The organism is Nocardioides sp. NPDC101246, from assembly GCF_044767415.1.
Taxonomy (GTDB): domain Bacteria; phylum Actinomycetota; class Actinomycetes; order Propionibacteriales; family Nocardioidaceae; genus Nocardioides.
The window spans coordinates 242674-260389 of sequence record NZ_JBIWNX010000002.1; the positions used below are offsets into that span (position 1 = coordinate 242674).

Annotated in this window: 17 protein-coding genes; 8 read left to right on the forward strand and 9 right to left on the reverse strand. The window is 69.8% G+C overall.

All coding sequences use genetic code 11. The features are described 5' to 3' along the window. Positions 1–44 precede the first annotated feature (44 nt). On the forward strand, positions 45–1970 hold the full coding sequence (locus tag ACIRON_RS04290; RefSeq protein WP_402989397.1) for an APC family permease: 1926 nt from the start codon (positions 45–47) through the stop codon (positions 1968–1970). On the opposite strand, the gene ACIRON_RS04295 is transcribed toward ACIRON_RS04290, so the two are convergent. After that, positions 1951–3828, reverse strand: a complete 1878-nt coding sequence (locus ACIRON_RS04295) for a hypothetical protein (RefSeq protein ID WP_402989400.1) — start codon at positions 3826–3828, stop codon at positions 1951–1953. The genes ACIRON_RS04290 and ACIRON_RS04295 overlap by 20 nt on opposite strands. 117 nt (positions 3829–3945) lie before the next feature. On the opposite strand from ACIRON_RS04295, the gene ACIRON_RS04300 reads away from it, so the two are divergent. After that, entirely contained in the window at positions 3946–5661 is a 1716-nt protein-coding gene (locus tag ACIRON_RS04300; protein WP_402989948.1) for a DEDD exonuclease domain-containing protein, read from the forward strand. A gap of 23 nt (positions 5662–5684) precedes the next feature. Next, positions 5685–5963, forward strand: a complete 279-nt coding sequence (locus ACIRON_RS04305) for an Lrp/AsnC family transcriptional regulator (protein ID WP_402989403.1) — start codon at positions 5685–5687, stop codon at positions 5961–5963. A gap of 162 nt (positions 5964–6125) precedes the next feature. Here the strand turns inward: ACIRON_RS04305 and trpD are convergent, their stop codons facing one another. Further along, positions 6126–7163 carry an anthranilate phosphoribosyltransferase gene (gene trpD / locus ACIRON_RS04310; protein ID WP_402989406.1) on the reverse strand — a complete coding sequence of 346 codons (1038 nt, stop codon included), beginning with the start codon at positions 7161–7163 and terminating at the stop codon, positions 6126–6128. Further along, entirely contained in the window at positions 7160–7570 is a 411-nt protein-coding gene (locus ACIRON_RS04315; protein WP_091049965.1) for a hypothetical protein, read from the reverse strand. The genes trpD and ACIRON_RS04315 overlap by 4 nt, the downstream gene beginning before the upstream one ends. Before the next feature lie 138 nt (positions 7571–7708). Between ACIRON_RS04315 and ACIRON_RS04320 the strand changes: the two genes are divergently transcribed. The 5 genes from ACIRON_RS04320 (at position 7709) to ACIRON_RS04340 (ending at position 12615) form a co-directional block, all read left to right on the forward strand. Next, the gene (locus ACIRON_RS04320; protein ID WP_091049962.1) at positions 7709–8374 is read left to right on the forward strand and encodes a heme-copper oxidase subunit III; all 666 of its coding nucleotides are present in this window, start codon (positions 7709–7711) and stop codon (positions 8372–8374) included. 13 nt (positions 8375–8387) lie between these two features. Beyond that, positions 8388–9269, forward strand: coding sequence for a c-type cytochrome (locus ACIRON_RS04325; RefSeq protein WP_378729141.1), 882 nt, complete (start codon positions 8388–8390; stop codon positions 9267–9269). After that, positions 9266–10429: a ubiquinol-cytochrome c reductase iron-sulfur subunit gene (locus ACIRON_RS04330; RefSeq protein ID WP_091049956.1), complete on the forward strand. Its 1164-nt coding sequence runs from the start codon at positions 9266–9268 to the stop codon at positions 10427–10429. Before ACIRON_RS04325 ends, ACIRON_RS04330 begins: the two co-directional genes overlap by 4 nt. Continuing rightward, positions 10426–12153 (forward strand): cytochrome bc complex cytochrome b subunit, encoded by a 1728-nt coding sequence (locus ACIRON_RS04335; protein ID WP_402989411.1) that lies wholly within the window; start codon positions 10426–10428, stop codon positions 12151–12153. The genes ACIRON_RS04330 and ACIRON_RS04335 overlap by 4 nt, the downstream gene beginning before the upstream one ends. A gap of 111 nt (positions 12154–12264) precedes the next feature. Further along, positions 12265–12615 (forward strand): hypothetical protein, encoded by a 351-nt coding sequence (locus ACIRON_RS04340; RefSeq protein ID WP_402989414.1) that lies wholly within the window; start codon positions 12265–12267, stop codon positions 12613–12615. A gap of 84 nt (positions 12616–12699) precedes the next feature. Here the strand turns inward: ACIRON_RS04340 and ACIRON_RS04345 are convergent, their stop codons facing one another. The 6 genes from ACIRON_RS04345 to ACIRON_RS04370 are packed head-to-tail and all read right to left on the reverse strand — an operon-like array spanning position 12700 to position 17715. Continuing rightward, positions 12700–13551, reverse strand: a complete 852-nt coding sequence (locus ACIRON_RS04345) for a MurR/RpiR family transcriptional regulator (RefSeq protein ID WP_091049949.1) — start codon at positions 13549–13551, stop codon at positions 12700–12702. Continuing rightward, positions 13548–14426, reverse strand: a complete 879-nt coding sequence (phnE, locus tag ACIRON_RS04350) for a phosphonate ABC transporter, permease protein PhnE (RefSeq protein WP_402989416.1) — start codon at positions 14424–14426, stop codon at positions 13548–13550. The genes ACIRON_RS04345 and phnE (ACIRON_RS04350) overlap by 4 nt, the downstream gene beginning before the upstream one ends. Continuing rightward, positions 14423–15247, reverse strand: a complete 825-nt coding sequence (gene phnE / locus ACIRON_RS04355) for a phosphonate ABC transporter, permease protein PhnE (protein ID WP_402989418.1) — start codon at positions 15245–15247, stop codon at positions 14423–14425. The genes phnE (ACIRON_RS04350) and phnE (ACIRON_RS04355) overlap by 4 nt, the downstream gene beginning before the upstream one ends. Before the next feature lie 22 nt (positions 15248–15269). Next, positions 15270–16034, reverse strand: a complete 765-nt coding sequence (gene phnC / locus ACIRON_RS04360; RefSeq protein ID WP_091049931.1) for a phosphonate ABC transporter ATP-binding protein — start codon at positions 16032–16034, stop codon at positions 15270–15272. Continuing rightward, positions 16031–16996 (reverse strand): phosphate/phosphite/phosphonate ABC transporter substrate-binding protein, encoded by a 966-nt coding sequence (gene phnD / locus ACIRON_RS04365; protein ID WP_402989421.1) that lies wholly within the window; start codon positions 16994–16996, stop codon positions 16031–16033. Before phnD ends, phnC begins: the two co-directional genes overlap by 4 nt. Next, positions 16990–17715: an HAD family hydrolase gene (locus ACIRON_RS04370; protein ID WP_402989423.1), complete on the reverse strand. Its 726-nt coding sequence runs from the start codon at positions 17713–17715 to the stop codon at positions 16990–16992. The genes phnD and ACIRON_RS04370 overlap by 7 nt, the downstream gene beginning before the upstream one ends. Position 17716 lies beyond the last annotated feature (1 nt).

Consider the following 17716-nt stretch of genomic DNA (forward strand, 5'->3'; position numbering starts at 1 on the left):
CCCACCTGATTCGATAGGTTCTGCGGACATTCGAATCATCGGCAGTGGGAGACCAGCGCGTGCGGCACACCCTCAACGCGATCGTCAGGATGTCCCTGTGCGCCGCGGGATTCGTGATGTCCATCTACGGCAGCGTCCAGCTCAATGCCCTCAAGTCGCCGAGCTTTCGAGAGCTGCTGCACGAGTCGGCCTTCTGGGTCGCCGCCATCGGCGGCCTGATGACCGCGATCGCGTTCGAGGCGATGCGGCGGGCACAGGTTCCGGCTCCTGCCGCCCAGCCCGGTGAGAGCACGGCGCCCATCGTCTCGACCAAGCCCGTCGAGCCCGCCCCGAGCGAGCCGGAGAAGGATGAGAGGCCCGTCGAGAACGGCGACAAGCTGAGCCTCGTCGAGGTCGTCGGTCTCGCCGCGGGCGGTGTCATCGGGTCCGGCTGGCTCCTGGCGGTGCCCACCCTCCACGAGAGCCTGGGCGAGGCCGCGCTCCTCGGCTGGGCCGCCGGCGGCGTACTCATGCTCACCATCGCTGTCGTGATGGTCGAGTTCGGGCTCATCTCGCAGCGTACGGGCGGGCTCCTGTTCCACCCGCACGACGCCTTCGGCCCGTTGGTGGTGATCATCCTCGCGGCGTCGCTGTGGATCTCGTACGCCATCAACCCGGCCGCCCAGGCGGCGGCAGCGGTCAACGGGCTGGCCGAGGTCGTCCCCGCGCTGGCCGGCGAGGGCGGACTCACCCGGGTCGGCTCCACGCTGGCGGTGCTGGTGACCGCGGCGATCATCGCCTTCGTCCTGCTGCCCCGGCGGCTCGTCCTCCGTACGAACGCCGCCCTGACCCTGCTCAAGATCGCCATCCCGGTGATCTTCGTGGTGTGCCTGGCGCTCGCCGTCCCCGCTCCCCTCGCCGGCCCGGGGCCGGCTGCCGGGCCGACGTCGACCGGCGTGCTCAGCGCGCTGATCACCAGTGGCGTGATCTACGCCTACATCGGCTTCCAGGCACCCCTGGACGTGACCGGCGAGGTCCGGGGCGGCCGTCGTGAGGTGGCCAAGCGGGTGCGCTGGGCGGTGTACGGCACGGTCGTCGGCTCGTTCCTGCTCTACTCCGCCCTCCAGCTGGTCTACGCCGAGCACATGGCCGGCTCCGGGGCCGAGCACGGCACCTCGTACGCACGCCTGACCGACACCGCGACGCTGGCCGGGGCGCCGCTGGACTGGCTGGTCGTGCTGGTCCGCCTCGCCGCGATCATCGCCCCGATCGGGTCCGGCATCGTGTTCACCTACGCGCTGAGCCGCGAGGTCTACGCGCTCAGCGCGGAGAGGTACGTCCCCAGCGGCCTCCACGAGCCGCGGGCCTCCCGGCTCCCGGGCCGCACCAGCGACTCCTTCTGGCTGATCCTGCTCGTGAACCTGGTCCTCGCGCTGGTGGTCCTGGTGGCGGTGGGCGGCGACTGGCAGACCCTGGCCGTGCTCAACACGATCCCGATCCTGATCCTCTACGCGGTCACCTGCGTCGTCCTGGCGGTGCGCTCGGAGCTGCTCGGGACCGGTCTCCAGCAGCTGCTCCCGTTCGCGGCGTACGCCGCCTTCGTCGTCATCGCGCTGGTCGTCAACGAGTCGGCATGGGACCGGGTGTGGAAGGGCGTGGCGGTGATCGCCTGGGGATCGCTCGTCCTGCTCGTGCTCCCCTGGCTCCATCATCTCCGGATCCCCGGCCTGGGCTGGTACGACGCGAAGAACCACGGCGCGCGCCTGTTCTCCCGCGACCCGGCGAACCGTCCGTTCCTCGTGCTCGCGCTGTATCTGGTCGCGCTGACGCTGCTGAGCGCGGTCCGCCACCGGATCGACGACGACTCCGTGTGGAGCGTGTGGAGCCTGCGGGCCCTGGTGATGATCGTCGCCTCGGGCGCGTTCGTGCTCCTCGTCGGTGCCGGCCGCCGCTACCTGCGGCTGACCCGGCTCACGTCGACCCGGCCCTGACCCACTCGGCCTCTTCCTCCTGGCCGGCGGCGATGAGGGTCTCGACGACGGCGTCGACCCGGGCCCGGTCCTGCCACCGCCCCACCGAACGACGCAGCACCGCGGCGCGGCTCGCCTCCGGGTAGCGGTGCAGGCGCAGCCGCGTGGTGATGCCGACGATGTCGGTGGGGGTGACGCTCTGCGCCTGGTCGAGATAGCGGATCAGCAGCCGGTCGGCCGTGTCGGTGAGCTCCTTGCGCAGGAGCTGGTGGGCGGTCTCGGCGATCGTCGGACCGGCGCCACGGCGGTTGATCGCCTCGTCCGCGAGGTGATGCCACGACGTCCGCACCGCGTCGGTGAACCCGGCCGACTCGAGGGCGGCGAGGCACTCGGCATACCAGGCGACGTACGTCTCCTCGGTCGGCGCCGGGTAGACGAGCAGGTCCTCGGCCAGCCGCCAGCCGACGTCGGCGGCGACGGCTGACCGGCCGCGCCTGCCGACCCGGGCGGGTACGTGCCCGAGCAGACCCACGATCTCCTCGGCGGGGCGGAGCCGGACCAGGGTCGCGGCCTGCCGCCGAAGGTCCTCGCCCAGCGTCCGGCCGTGGCCGTCGGCGAGGTAGGCGGCGATGCCCTCCACGACGGCGGACGCCGTCGGCTCGCGGTCCTCGCCCGCCGGGGTGAGCACCCAGTGGAGCAGCCTGCGCGCGGTGTCGGCGGACGGCTGCGCCCACGACCACCGGTCGAGGAAGTCGCCGATCCGCTCGATGTGGCCGCTGTGCGCGAGCGCGCGGACGAGCATCGCCGCCTGGGCCTCGTCGCCCTCCTCCATGAGGGTCTCGCAGATGCGTTTGAGGTTCGTCGGTGTCGCATCGCCGGCCAGGGCTGCCAGGAGGCTGTCGCGGCCGGGTCCCCGGCTGCCGCGCAGCAGCAGGACCACGTGCTCGCGCGCCTCCTCGGCGTTCTCGCTGCCGTCGAGGCGCAGCCTGAACCAGTCCTCGAGCACGCGGCCGCCCGGGCACAGCTCCCAGAACGCCGCGACGAGGTCCTGCTGCTGAGCGGGGCCGGGCGCCCGGCCGAGGTCACCGACCGAGCCGAGGGTGCGCCAGAGCAGGTCCAGCGCGATCTCACGCAGTCTCGGGCTGGCGTCCAGCGCGACGTACAGCAGGGCCTTGTCGAGGTTCGAGCGACCGCTGGACGGGGCCGCGAACTGCTTCACGGTGTCGTTGACCAGGTCTGGTGCCCCGAGCAGGTGCAGCGCCCGCAGGAACCGGGCGATGTCGGGGACGGTCCTCTGCCGAAGTACGTCGTGGATGACGGCGTAGGCGATGGAGGCGTCGTGCTCGGTCTCGATCGCGAGCCGGGCCGCGTCCTCGGGCGGGCGGTGCAGCGCGGCGGCCGCGATCAGGATCACCCGGTCCGCGGCGGACTCCAGCGAGGTCGCCACGGCGGCCAGGTCACCGTCGGCGTGCCTGCCATAGGCGTGCAGCGCCTGGACCGCGATCGCCGGATGGCCCTGCGTACGCAGCTCCGCGAGCCAGGCGACGAACCGGTCGACACCCTGGCCGGAGACCCGGGCGAAGGCGTTGTCGATCAGCTTCTGGGTGTTGAGGACCTCCTCGGCCTTGGCGCCGTCGAGCACGGTGACGTACTCGACCAGGCCCGCCAGATCGCCCGTCAGGGTGTCGAGCACCCGCTCGTTGAACCGCAGCGCCGCCGCGTGCCCGTCCTCGCTCAGCAGCGTCCTGGCCTGCTCGCCGGCCTCGGCCGGCTCGACCTGCAACGAGCCCGAGCGGGCGAACCAGCGCGCCCAGGGACGATCCTCGTTGCCTCCCGAGGACCCGTCGTTGCCGCCGTTTCTCGCCGCGATGACCCACACCTCCCATGTCAGGTGGCCACTCCCTCGTGCGCACCCTAGTGGCGACGGACTGTCGGTGGCACTCGCTAATGTGTTCGCATGGGCAGTAGTACGGCGGTGAAGGAAGCGCGCAAGGAGATGCGAGCCCGGGCCGTCGCGCGCCGCCAGCGTGAGCAGGCCGGCGGCTGGGAGGCCCAGCGGGGCTTCGACGAGCTGGGCAGGCCGCTACGCGACCTGACCTTCTGCGTGGTCGACCTGGAGACCACCGGCAACAGCCCGGACAACGGCGGCATGATCACCGAGATCGGCGCGGTGAAGGTGCGTGGCGGCGAGGTGCTGGGCGAGTTCCAGACGCTGGTCAACCCCCACACCGGCATCCCGCCCTCGATCGCCGTGATGACCGGGATCACCAACTCCATGGTCGCCTCCTCCCCCACCATCGAGTCGGTGCTCCCGGCGTTCCTCGAGTTCGCCGAGGGCTGTGTGCTGGTCGCTCACAACGCCCCCTTCGACGTCGGCTTCCTCAAGCACTTCGCGGCGAAGCAGGAGCGGCCCTGGCCGCGCTTCGAGGTGCTCGACACGGTGAAGATCGCCCGCCGGGTGGTCACCCGCGACGAGGCGCCCAACCACAAGCTCGGCTCGCTGGCCCGGGTCTTCGGTTCCCCCACGACCCCCAACCACCGCGCCCTGTCCGACGCCCGCGCGACCGTCGACGTCCTCCACGGGGTGATGGAGCGGCTCGGCAACATCGGCGTGCAGACCCTCGAGGACCTCTCGGTCTTCTCGGCCAAGGTCACCACCGCCCAGCGCAAGAAGCGCCACCTGGCCGAGGACCTGCCGCACGCGCCGGGCGTCTACCTGTTCAAGGACGACAAGGGCCGGGCGCTCTACATCGGCACCTCCAAGGACCTCCGCACTCGCGTACGCACCTACTTCACCGCCTCCGAGACCCGCTCCCGGATGGGTGAGATGGTCGGGCTGGCCGCGACCGTGCAGGGCATCGAGTGCGCGACGGCGCTGGAGGCGGGGGTGCGCGAGCTGCGGCTCATCGCCGAGCACAAGCCGCCCTACAACCGCCGTTCGCGACGCCCGGAGAAGATGCACTTCGTCAAGCTCACCCAGGAGCCGTGGCCCAGGCTGTCGCTGGTCAAGCAGGTGCTCGACGACGAGGCCGACTATCTCGGCCCGTTCGGCTCCAAGAAGGTCGCCGAGAAGGCCCTCCAGGCGCTGCACGACACCTTCCCGATCCGGCAGTGCGCCGACCGGCTCCCGCTGCTGCCGCGCAAGACCCCCTGCGTCCTCGCCGAGCTCCACCGCTGCCTGAGCCCGTGCGACCAGAGCGTCCCCACAGAGACGTACGCGACCCTGGTCTCGCGGGTCCGCGAGTCGCTGCTCCACCGGCCCGACGAGGTGGTCGAGACGGTCACCGAGCGGCTCACCGGCCTGGCCGAGCAGGAGCGGTTCGAGGAGGCGGCCGTCCACCGCGACCGGCTGACCTCCTACCTGCGCGCCGCCGCGCGCACCCAGCGGCTCACCGGCCTGACCCGGCTGCCCGACCTCACCGCGATCCGGCGTGAGGACGACGGCCGCTGGGCGGTCCACGTGGTCCGTCACGGGCGCCTCGCCGGCGCCGGGGTGATCCCGCGAGAGGCCAACGCTCACGCCTACGTCGCCGACCTCCAGCTCAGCGCCGAGACCGTCCTGGCCGCCCCCGGGCCGGTGCCGGCCGCGAGCGCCGAGGAGACCGAGCTGGTGCTGCGCTGGCTCGAGTCCCCAGGCGTACGCCTCGCCCACGTCGAGGGCGATTGGACCTGCCCGATCGGCGGTGCGGGCCGGCGGGCAGCGGCGCTCTAGACGGATCGGCTAACGTGACCTGCGTGATCACAGCGATCGTCTTCATCAATGCCGAGGTCTCCCAGATCCCCGAGGTGGCAGAGGCCGTGGCCGCCATCGACGGAGTCAGCGAGGTCTACTCCGTCACCGGCCAGATCGACCTGATCGCCCTGGTGCGCGTCCGTGCCCACGACGAGGTGGCCAACGTCGTCGCTGACAAGGTCAACAAGGTCCCCGGTGTGCTCGAGACCGAGACCCACATCGCCTTCCGCACCTACTCCCAGGTCGACCTGGAAGCCGCCTTCTCCATCGGCCTGGACTAACGGGCGCAGCCCGTCGGATGTAGCCGAGTCGGCGCAACTGCACGCCTTGGAGCGAAGCGAAGCGAGCGAGGCGTGCGGTTGCGCCGACTCGGCGCGTAATCATCTACGGCCCACCGCGAAGCAAAGCGAGCGAGGCGCCGACCCGGCGCGTGATCACCTACCTCAACGCGAGGTAGCAGCGACCCACCGGTCGAGCACGCCCTGAGCAGCCCCGGAGTCGATGGCGTCGGCCGCGCGGGCGATGCCCCCGGCGAGCCGCTCGTCGACACTGCCGGAGCCGGCGTCGTGGACGGCGAGGGCAGCGCCGGCGTTGAGCACCACCGCGTCGCGTACGGCCCCCTTCTCCCCGGCGAGCAGACGGCGGACGACAGAGGCGTTGTAGGCCGCGTCGTCGCCGCGCAGGTCTTCGGCGGTGGAGCGGCCGATGCCGTGGTCGAGGGGCTCGACGCTCGCCTCGGTCACGACTCCCTGCGAGACCATCCACACGTGCGAGGTCGTGGTGGTGGTGAGCTCGTCGAGGCCGTCGTCGCCGCGGAAGACCCAGGCATCGACGCCACGGCGGGCGAAGACACCGGCCATCACGGGGGCGGCGGCAGGATCCGCGCAGCCGATCGCGGAGGAAGCGGGGCGTGCCGGGTTGGTCAGCGGACCGAGCAGGTTGAAGACGGTGGCGATGCCGATCTCGCGCCGCGCGGCGGCGGCGTGACGCATCGCGGGGTGGAAGGCGGCGGCGAACAGGAAGGTGATCCCGGCCTCCTCGGCGACCTCACCGACGCGGGAGACGTCGAGGTCGAGCCGGATGCCGAGCGCCTCGAGCACGTCGGCCGATCCCGACTTGGAGGAGGCGGAGCGGTTGCCGTGCTTGACGATCTTGGCCCCGGCACCGGCCGCGACGATCGCCGACATCGTGGAGATGTTGACCGAGAAGGACCGGTCACCACCGGTGCCGACGATGTCGAGCACTCGCCCGGGCACGAAGATCGGGTTGGCCTTGGCCAGCATCCCGTCGGCGACCCCGGCGAGCTCGTCGACGGTCTCACCCTTGGCGCGCAGCGCGACCGCGAAGGCGGCGATCTGCGCGGGCGTCGCTTCTCCCGAGAGGATCTCCTCCATCGCCCATGCCGCCTGATGCGCGGACAGTGACTGTCCCGCGACCAGCGTGGTGAGGACCTCGGGCCAGGAGTTGGGCGCGGACGTCATGCGCCAACGTTAACGGGCCGCAACAGCCCCACGACCGTCCGGGCCAGCTCGAACGGGTCGAGCGGGTGCGGCACGGTGGCTTCCGCACGCGACCAGGTGCCGAGCCACGCGTCCTGAGGACGACCGATGAGCACCACGATCGGCGGAGCGTCGCGCACCTCGTCCTTGACCGCCTTCGCGATCCCCAGCCCGCCGGCCGGAGCCGCCTCGCCGTCGAGCACTGCGAGCGCCAGGCCGCCGGCATCGAGCTGCGCGCGCACGGCCGGCTCGGTGGCCACCTCGACGTACTCCACCTCCGGGAGGGAGGGATGGGGACGGCGCCCCAGAGCGAGGATCACCTGCTTGCGTACGTCGACGTCGTCGCTGTAGACGAGGATCTTCAGTGAATTCGAGGTGGTGTCGGTCACACCCCGATGCTAGCGCCAACACCATGCCCTGCGGCCACATGTCACACCCAGAACCTGAGCGGTGTCTCAAGGTGTAGCAGCACCCTGAAACACGACACACAGGGTCCCAAGAAGACTCTGGGAAAGGGGCAGGACATAATGGCGGGCGTGGCGACAGTATCGACTCTTCCAACAGCCCGCCTGCACGGGCATCACGACCGTCCGAGCATGGTCAGCGTGGGGACGATCATCTGGCTCTCCAGCGAGCTGATGTTCTTCGCGGCGCTGTTCGCGGCCTACTTCACGATCCGCGCGGTCAGCCCCGAGCAGTGGCAAGCCAACACCGACGGGCTCAACATCCCGTTCGCGGCGGTCAACACGACCATCCTCGTGCTGTCGTCGTTCACCTGCCAGTTCGGCGTCTTCGCCGCCGAGCGCGGCCAGGTCGGACGTAAGGGCTCCCTGTTCGCGGTCCGTCTGTGGGGCCTGCGTGAGTGGTTCATCCTCACCTACCTCATGGGCGCGGTCTTCATCGCCGGTCAGGCGACCGAGTACGCAGCCCTGGTGCAGGAGGGCATCGCCCTCAACAGCGGCATCACCGGCCCCGACGACCCCTACGGCTCGGTCTTCTACCTGACGACGGGCTTCCACGGTCTGCACGTCACCGGCGGTCTGATCGCCTTCCTCTTCGTGCTCGGCCGGACCTACGTCGCCAAGCGCTTCACCCACGAGCAGGCCGTCTCCGCGATCGTCGTGTCCTACTACTGGCACTTCGTCGACGTGGTGTGGATCGGCCTGTTCGCGACCATCTACCTCCTCAAGTGACCAAGGACTGAATGTGCGTCTACTGAACCGCTCCGTCGGTCGACTGTCGCGGCACCGTCGCCGCCCGTTGGCCGGTGCCGCCGTGCTCCTGGTCGCCCTGTTGAGCACCGGCGGCGCGTACGCCGCGCTCGCCCCGGCCTCCCAGGCCGAGCAGGAGAAGGACAACGCTGCTCTCGTCGCCGAGGGCAAAGAGCTCTTCATGATCAACTGCTCCACCTGCCACGGATCCAACGGTGAGGGCATCACCACCCAGAACGGGAAGCTCTACGGCCCCTCCCTGATCGGTGTCGGTGCCGCCTCCGTCGACTTCCAGGTCGGCACCGGCCGGATGCCGATGGCCCAGCCCGGCGCCCAGGTCGAGGTCAAGGACCCCAGCTTCAACCAGGACGAGATCGACGCCCTGGCCGCGTACGTCGCCAGCCTCGGCCCCGGCCCGGCCGTCCCTGACCGGGAGCAGTACGACCCGGACACCTTCGCCTCTGATGAGGAGCGGGAGGAGGCGGTCGCCCTCGGTGGCCAGATCTTCCTGACCAACTGCACCGCCTGCCACAACTTCACCGGCGCCGGCGGCGCGATGCCGCGCGGCGGCGAGGCTCCGAGCATCCTCGACACCGACCCGAGGCACATCTACCAGGCGATGCTGACCGGTCCGCAGTCGATGGACACCTTCTCCGACGGCAACATCAGCCCGGAGGAGAAGAAGGCCGTCATCGCCTATGTCGAGTCGATGAGGGAGCAGCCCGACTACGGCGGCTTCAACAACGGCGCGCTCGGCCCGGTGACCGAAGGTATCGTCGCTTGGGTGGTCGGGCTCGGCGTCCTGGTGGCCTTCGCCATCTGGATCGCCGCGCACACCACGCGCACCAACCAGACCAAGAAGGGATCTGCCAAGTGAGCAGCGACCTCAGCGAGATCGAGAAGCACGACGACTCGCACCCAGAGCTCAACGCGCACACCGACGCGCTGCTGCCCGACCCGGGTATGCACGAGCATCACTGGCGTCCTACCGACGTCGACCCCAAGGCTGAGAAGCGCGCCGAGCGTCAGGTGAGCCTCTTCTTCGCCCTCTCAGCGATCTGCTCGGTGCTCTTCGTCGTCGCCTACTTCGCCATCGAGCCCGGCTACGACGGTGACGTCTGGGCCGGCTTCGGCGCCTCCAACCTGGCGCTGGGATCGAGCCTCGGCTTCGCCCTGCTCTTCCTCGGCATCGGCGTCATCCAGTGGGCCCGCAAGCTCGTCATCGACATCGAGCACTCCGAGGACCGCCACCCGGCAGCCTCCTCCCCCGCGACCCGCGAGGCCGCTGTCGCCGAGCTCAAGGCCGCGCTCCACGAGTCCGGCATGGCCCGCCGTCCCTTCATCCGCAACGCGATGATCGGCTCGGCCGCCCTGCTCGGTCTGCCGGCGGTCGTCATCCTCAGGGACCTGGGTCAGACCAACGCCCAGATCACCGAGGAGCAGCCCTACCCGGGCGCCGGTCTCGAGCACACCGTCTGGGATGCCGGCGTGCGGGTCGTACGCGACGTGGTCGGCACCCCGATCCGCCCGGGCGACCTGGAGGTCGGTGACCTGGTCAACGCCGAGCCGGCGACGATCTTCGACGGCAGCCTGCACGGCGCGCCGCTGCAGATCGCCAAGTCGAAGGCGGCCACCATCCTGCTGCGGATGGACCCCGCCGACATCGACAACGACGTGACCCGCAACTGGTCGGTCAACGGCATCGTGGCCTACTCCAAGATCTGCACCCACGTCGGTTGCCCGATCTCGCTGAACGAGCGCACCACGCACCACCTGCTGTGCCCGTGCCACCAGTCGACCTTCGACCTGGCCGACCACGGCAAGGTCATCTTCGGCCCGGCCGGCCGGCACCTGCCCCAGCTGCCCCTGGGCGTCGACGCGGACGGCTTCCTCGTTGCCCTCTCGGACTACCCTGAGCCTGTGGGCGTCAGCTTCTGGGAGCGCAACACCTACGACATCGACGAGATCTTCGACGACTGGTCCAAGGACCACGCCGCCGATGCTGAGCAGTACGGCTACAAGGAGGGCGGCCAGTGAGCACCGACACGTCCAAGGTTGCCGCCAGCAACGGCACCGAAGCCGCTGCCCCGGCGGGTAAGCCGACCAAGGCGGGGGCGGCCGCGAACTGGGCCGACGAGCGCCTCGGCATCGGCGGTCTGAGCAAGTTCCTCTCCCGCAAGATCTTCCCCGACCACTGGTCGTTCATGCTGGGTGAGATCGCGCTGTGGAGCTTCGTGGTCCTGCTGGTCACCGGCACCTTCTTGACCCTGTGGTTCAAGCCTTCGATGGCCGAGATCACCTACCAGGGCTCGTACGCACCGCTGCGCGGCATCGACATGTCCGAGGCGATGGCCTCGACGCTGGACATCTCCTTCGACGTGCGTGGTGGCCTGCTGCTGCGCCAGGTCCACCACTGGGCGGCGATGCTCTTCATCGCCTCGATGATGATCCACATGATGCGCGTCTTCTTCACGGGTGCGCACCGCAAGCCGCGTGAGATCAACTGGGTCATCGGCGCGACGCTGCTGCTGCTCGGCACGCTCGAGGGCTTCACCGGCTACTCGCTCCCCGACGACCTGCTCTCCGGCACCGGCATCCGGGCCGCGGACGGGTTCATGATGGCGATCCCGATCGTGGGGACGTACCTCTCGTTCTTCCTGTTCGGAGGCGAGTTCCCAGGCGACGACATCATCCCGCGCCTGTTCACGATCCACGTGCTGCTGATCCCGGCGATCCTGCTGGCCCTGATCGGTGCTCACCTGATCCTGCTGATCTACCACAAGCACACCCAGTGGCCTGGACCCGGACGCACCGAGAAGAACGTCGTCGGCTACCCGATGGTGCCGAACTACATCTCCAAGATGACCGGCTTCTTCTTCATCACCTTCGGTGTGACCGCCCTGCTCGGCGCCTTCTTCTCGCTCAACCCGGTGTGGAAGTTCGGCCCCTACGACCCGACCAAGGTCACCGCGGGCTCGCAGCCTGACTGGTACATGGGCTGGCCCGACGGCGCGCTGCGCATCATGCCGGGCTGGGAGTCGCACTTCTGGGGCTCGACCTGGTCGTGGAACATCTTCTTCCCGGTCATCGTGCTGCCGATGGCGGCCTGGATGGTCGTGCTGATGCTTCCCTTCATCGAGGCCTGGATCACCGGCGACAAGCGCGAGCACCACCTGCTCCAGCGCCCGCGCAACGCTCCTACCCGCACCGCCACGTTCGTCGCGCTGATGACGTTCTACGCGGGCTTCTGGGCCGCGGGCGGCAACGACATCATCGCGATCAAGTTCGACCTCTCGATCAACCAGATCACCTACTTCCTGCGGGCGTTCGTGTTCCTGGGTCCGATCGCGGCGTTCATCATCACGCGTCGTTGGTGCATCTCGCTCCAGCGTCACGACAACGAGAAGCTGCTGCACGGCTACGAGACCGGCACGGTCATCCGTACGCCGGAGGGCGCCTACCACGAGAAGCACCTGCCGCTTCCCGAGGACGAGGCCTTCGCCATGACCGTCCGCGACCGCGGCCGGGCCGGCGAGGAGCCGGAGCTGAAGAAGAACGGCAAGCCGTCGTTCCGCGCGAAGCTCCGGGCCTTCTACTACGACCACGACGTGGACAAGCCGACCCCCGAGGAGCTCAGCGAGGCGCACCACCACGCCGAGCACGAGGCCCACGCGCTGGCTGCCCACGAGGGTCACCAGGTCGATGGTCACGACTTCGACGATCACCGTCACTCGGCGATCGAGGAGCCCCTCAGCCACTGAGCTGAAGCCGTACGCCACGTGGCGCCGTTCCCTCCGGGGGCGGCGCCACGTCGCATTTGCCGGTGGAAACCCGATTGCCCACGGCCGCACAGGGACCCTAGGGTCCCGGACATGACCGGTCTCCAGGCTCGCCTCCGAGCCGACCTCCTCACCGCCCGCAAGGCCCGCGACACCACGGCGACAGCCGTGCTCCGCTCCACGCTGGCCGCCATCGCCAACGCCGAGGCGCTGCCGGTCGAGGAGACTGCCCTCTCGGCCGAAGGACCGATCGCCGGCGCCGCGGTCGGCGTAGGCGCCACCGAGGCCGCGCGACGCGACCTGAGCGACGAGGACATCCGCGGCATCATCGCCGGCGAGCAGACCGAGCGCCTGGACGCCGCGACCGACCTGGACTCCCACGGAGCGGGCGAAAAAGCAGAGCAGCTCCGCGCCGAGGCAGCGCTGCTGACTGCGTACCTCTGAACCAGAGATCCGCCGAGTCGGCGCGTTCTAACGCGCCGACTCGGCGGATCTCTGTGTACGAACGAGCCGACTCGGCTCGCAGGCTCAGCCCTGCGGGTCGAGCTCGCCGCCGACGACCTCGAGCACCCGGGCACGTACGTTGGCCGCGGCCTCGGGGTCGCGGGCCGCCACGGCGGCGACGAGCGCGTTGCCGAGGATGAGCTGCGGGATCCGGATGATCGAGTCGAGCTCCTGGCGGAACCCGGCGCGACCGCCCTGCGGGGTGACCAGCTCGACCTCGGCGAGCTTGGTCAGCTGGGTGCCGGTGAAGGAGGTCAGCGCGATGACGGCCGCTCCCCCGGCGACGGCCGCCTGGGCGACCTGGATGGTGGGCGCGGTGGCACCGGTGCCGCTGACCACGACGCAGACGTCGCCCGGCTGGAGCAGACGGGCCCGGATGAGCTGGTCGAGGTGATCGCTGGGCGCGACGGTGCTCAGTCCCTGGGAGCCCAGTCTCATCGCGATGTCCTGGGCGACCGGCGAGGAGACGCCCGTGCCGGCGACCAGGATCGAGCGGGCCTCGGCGAGCAGCTCCACGGCCCGGGTGACCTGCTCCTCGGAGAGGAGCCCGACCATGTCGGAGGCGGAGTCGGCGATGTCGGCGAAGAAGGAGCGCACCACCGTCAGCGGGCTGCCTCCTTCGGTCGTCTCGGTCTTGGCCGTACCCAGGTCGCGCGCCAGCAGCACCTTGAGGTGCGGGAAGCCGCGGAACCCGAGTCTCTGCGCGGCTCTGACCACGGTCGCGGTCGAGACGGAGGCCTCGGCGGCGATCTCGGCGGTGGTCGCCTCGATGGCCCACTCCGAACGGGTCAGCACGACCTCGGCGACCGCGCGCTCGGAAGGGTTGAGCCGCGGCATCGCGGCCCTGATGGCTGGGAGAACCGGCGCACTCGTCATGCCGCCACCACGGTGGCTTCGGCGCCGTGCAGGATCCGGTGACGCAGCGCTGCGGACAGCTGGTCTACCAGGATCGTCACGATGATGATCACAACTAGCATGATTCCACCCCACTCCCACTCTCGGCCCCGAAGGACACGGTTTAGTAACGCACCAATTCCACCGGCGCTCACGACGCCGAGGATCGCGCTTGCCCTGATGTTCACTTCGAAGCGGTAGAGCCAGAACGCCACGGTCTCCGGCATCATCTGCGGGATGACTGCCGTGCGGATCCGCTGCCACCACGTCGCGCCGGCCGCGGTGACGGCTTCGACGGGGCGTGGGTCGACCGCCTCGATGTTCTCCAGCGTCAGCTTGCCGAGCGAGCCGATCGAGTGGATGCCGATCGCCATCGCCCCGGCCATCGGGTTGAGCCCGAACAGCGGCAGCATCACGATCACCGCGAGCAGGATCTCCGGGACGGCGCGGATGGCGTTGAAGAAGAGCCGCACCGGCACGCGTAGGATCAGCGGCGCGGTGGTGGAGGCGGCCAGGAACGCCAGCGGGAACGAGAACAGCGCCCCCACGCAGGTGCCGATCCAGGCGAGCGCCACCGACTCCCCCATCAGCTTCAGCGCCTGCAGCCACCAGTCACCGTAGGTGAGGTCCGGATCGGACTGGCCCTCGGGATGCGCTCCCGGCCAGGTGAGCACGCCGTCGAGCATCTGGCCGGCGTACTGCAGGATCTCCCCGGGGAACTGCGGCAGCCGCTCCCACTTGGCATCGTCCAGCGACCATCCGGCCACCAGCACGATGCCGATCAGCGCCAGCCCGGCCACGGTGTAGGGCCACTTCGGCGGCGGCTTCGGCCGCGTGGTCGCGGTCGCCGAGGTCATACCAGCCTCCGGCGCAGGAACTGGGAGAGCAGGTCGATCGCGATGACCACCACGAAGATGACGATCACTACCGCCGCCAGCCGGGCATAGTCGGCCCGGTTGAAGTAGAGCATGATCAGCTGCCCGACCCCGCCGGCCCCGACCGCCCCCAGCACCACGGAGGCGCGGATGTTGAGCTCGAAGACATAGAGGACGTACGAGGCGTAGTTGGGCAGCACGGCGGGCACGATCGCCACCCGGGCCCGCTGCCAGCGGGTCGCCCCGGCCGCGTCGAGCGCCTCCAGGGGGCCGGGGTCGACGGCGTCGATGCTCTCCGCGGTCAACTTGGCGACGATGCCGATGTTGAAGATGGTCAGCGCCAGGATCCCCGGGAGCGGACCGGTGACGACGGCGACGAAGACCAGCGCGTAGGCCATGTCTGGCAGCGACCGGATCATCGACATCACCGACTTGGTGACCCGGAAGACTGCGGGCGGCGCACTGACCTTGGAGCCCAGCAGAGCGACGCCGAGGGCGATCGATGAGCCGACGAAGGTCGCGATGACCGCGATGGCCGCGGTCTCCTTCATCGCGATCCACAGCCGCGAGGACGGGTCGGTGATCTCCGCCCACTCGGGGTGCACGACCTCCTCGAGGATCATCGTCAGCATCGGCCACTGCTCGATGACGGGCGCGAGCGAGAAGTCGATCGCCCAACCGGCCACGACGGTGGCGGCCACGGCGCCGAGGACGCCACCGATGAGCAGCGGGCTCGGCGGCGGCTTCGCCGGACGTACCTGCTTCGGCGCGCCGTCCGCACGCTCGAGGGTGGCCTGGCTCATGTGGTCGCTCGCTGGCGCTCGCTCATGCAGAGACGTCCTCGGCGGTCAGCGAGCGGCCGTAGATCCTCTCGAAGACATCGTCGTCGGCATCGGCCGCCGGGCCGTCGAAGACCACCTGGCCCGCGCGCATGCCGATGATCCGGTCAGCGTAGCGCCGAGCCAGATCGAGGAAGTGCAGGTTGACCACAGTGGTGATACCGAGATCGCGGTTGATCCGTTGCAGGTCACGCATCACCAGGTTGGCCGTCGGCGGATCCAGGGAGGCGACCGGCTCGTCGGCGAGCACGACGGACGGCTGCTGCGCCAGCGCCCGGGCGATCGCGACCCGCTGCTGCTGCCCGCCGGAGAGCTGGGAGGCGCGTACCCACGCCTTCTCGACGATCCCGACGCGCTCCAGGGCCTCGAAGGCGATCTCCTTGTCGGCCTTGGTGTGCATGCCGAAGGCCGACCTCAGCATCGTCTGCGCGTGCAGCCGGCCGGTGAGCACGTTGCCCATCACCGAGCGCCGGGAGACCAGGTTGAACCCCTGGAAGATCATCCCGATCTCGGCGCGCAGCCGCCGCAGTCGTCGCCCGCGCGCCGTGGCCACCTCGGTCCCGCCCACCGACAGCGAACCCGAGGTGACCGGCACCAGGCCGTTGATCGTGCGGATGAGCGTCGACTTGCCCGCCCCCGAGAGCCCGACGACCACGACGAACTCCCCTGCCGCGATGGTCAAGGAGACCTTGTCCAGGCCACGGGTTCCGTTGGGGTAGACCACCGAGACGTCGTCGAAGACGATGCTCATTCGCCGAAGTTCTCCTCCACGGACTTCGCCTTCTTCAGCGCGGCGGTGTCGACCTTCTCCAGACCCTCGATCTCGTAGACCGCCTCCAGCGTCTTGAGCCCCTTGGGGTCCTTCGCCATCGCGGTGAACGCGTCGGTCACCTTCGTACGCAGCTCCTTGGAGAGGCCGGCGGCGACGACGATGCCGTCGTTGGGGATCTCGGTGGAGTAGGCGAAGACCACGACGTCGGAGGCGACCTTCGGCTCGTCGGCCGCGACCTCCTCGCGGGCGTCGTCGAAGCTCACCCCGATCGGGTAGTCGCCGCGCGCCACGGCCAGGACCGCGGCGTCGTGGTCGCCGGCGAACTGGGCGTCGAGGTCGACCAGGGCGTCGCCACCGGTGACCTGACCCCACTGGGTGGCCGGGTAGTAGTAGCCCGAGGCGGAGCCCTGGTCGACGAAGGCGATGGAGGTGCCGGGCTCGATCTTGGCGATCGCCTCCTCGCCGACGGGACCGGTCTCGGCGGCGTCGGTGCCGTTGCAGTACTTGAAGCCCTCGACCACCTTCACCTCGTCGGCGCAGTAGGTCTCGGGGTCGTTGGTGAACCACTGGGTGTGATAGGTCCCCGACCCGAAGCGCACCGACTGCAGGACCGGCACCGCACCGGCCTGGTCCTCGGCCTGGACCATGCCGATCGGGCCGAGCATCGCGACCTGAGCCTGGTCGGCCTTCATCGCCACGATCGCGGCGGCATAGCTCTCGGTCACCTCGGCGCGTACGGGGATCCCGATCTTGTCGCTGAGGAACGACTCCAGGCCCTTCGCGCTCTCCGTGATCGAGTCGACGTCGCCGGAGGGCACCAGCGACAGCACGATCTCCTCGGGGTCCTCCGCGGGCGCAGTGCTGTCCTCGCCGCAGGCGGCGAGCGAGAGGGCGAGCGATGCGGCGGCACCGACCGCCAGCAACCGGGGGGTTCTCAACATCGGACAGACTCCTTGAGGGGGTGAGCTGCTATGAAGGATGACGGGTCATTCGACCAGTCCGAGACTGCGGGGTACAGGTCCACGAACGATCCTGCACGAACATGGGCCGGTCCCTGCCGGCGGTCGAAGGCGTCAACGTATGCAGCAACACAACCACGCTCGACGGCGGGGGCAAGGTCATTGCGCCAGATGTCGCCCACCGACATCAACCACTCCGGCGTGTCGGCGGCGCCGACGTGCTCGAGGAAGGCGTCCAGGTGGCCCTTCATCCGGGTCGGCTTGAGGGCGTCGGTGCGCACCTCGTCGACCACGTCGCGTACGCCGAGGTGCTCCAGGATCGCGTCCAGCCCGCTGCCGCCGGGCGAGTTGGTCAGGATCACCCGGTGCGCGTCGATCCCGCCGAGCAGTTCGACCAGCCCCTCGGGCGTGCGGATGTCACCAGGATGCTCGCTGATCGCCGCCCGGCTCGAGACGTACGCGGCACTGAGCTGCTCCTCGGAGACCCCGGCCGCCAGGCCGAGGATCTTGACCGCCTCATAGCCGTCCTGAGCGCCCGTCAGCGTCCTCGGAGCAGTCTCCGGCAGTCTCTGCCCGAGGAAGGCCTCCGCAGTCGTCAGAAGCGCCTCAGGGGCGTCGGTGAGGTCCGCCACCCGGGTGGCGTAGAGAAGTGCCGGTGTGTCTCCGAGACACACCGTGCCGTCCAGGTCGAGAAGCAGCACC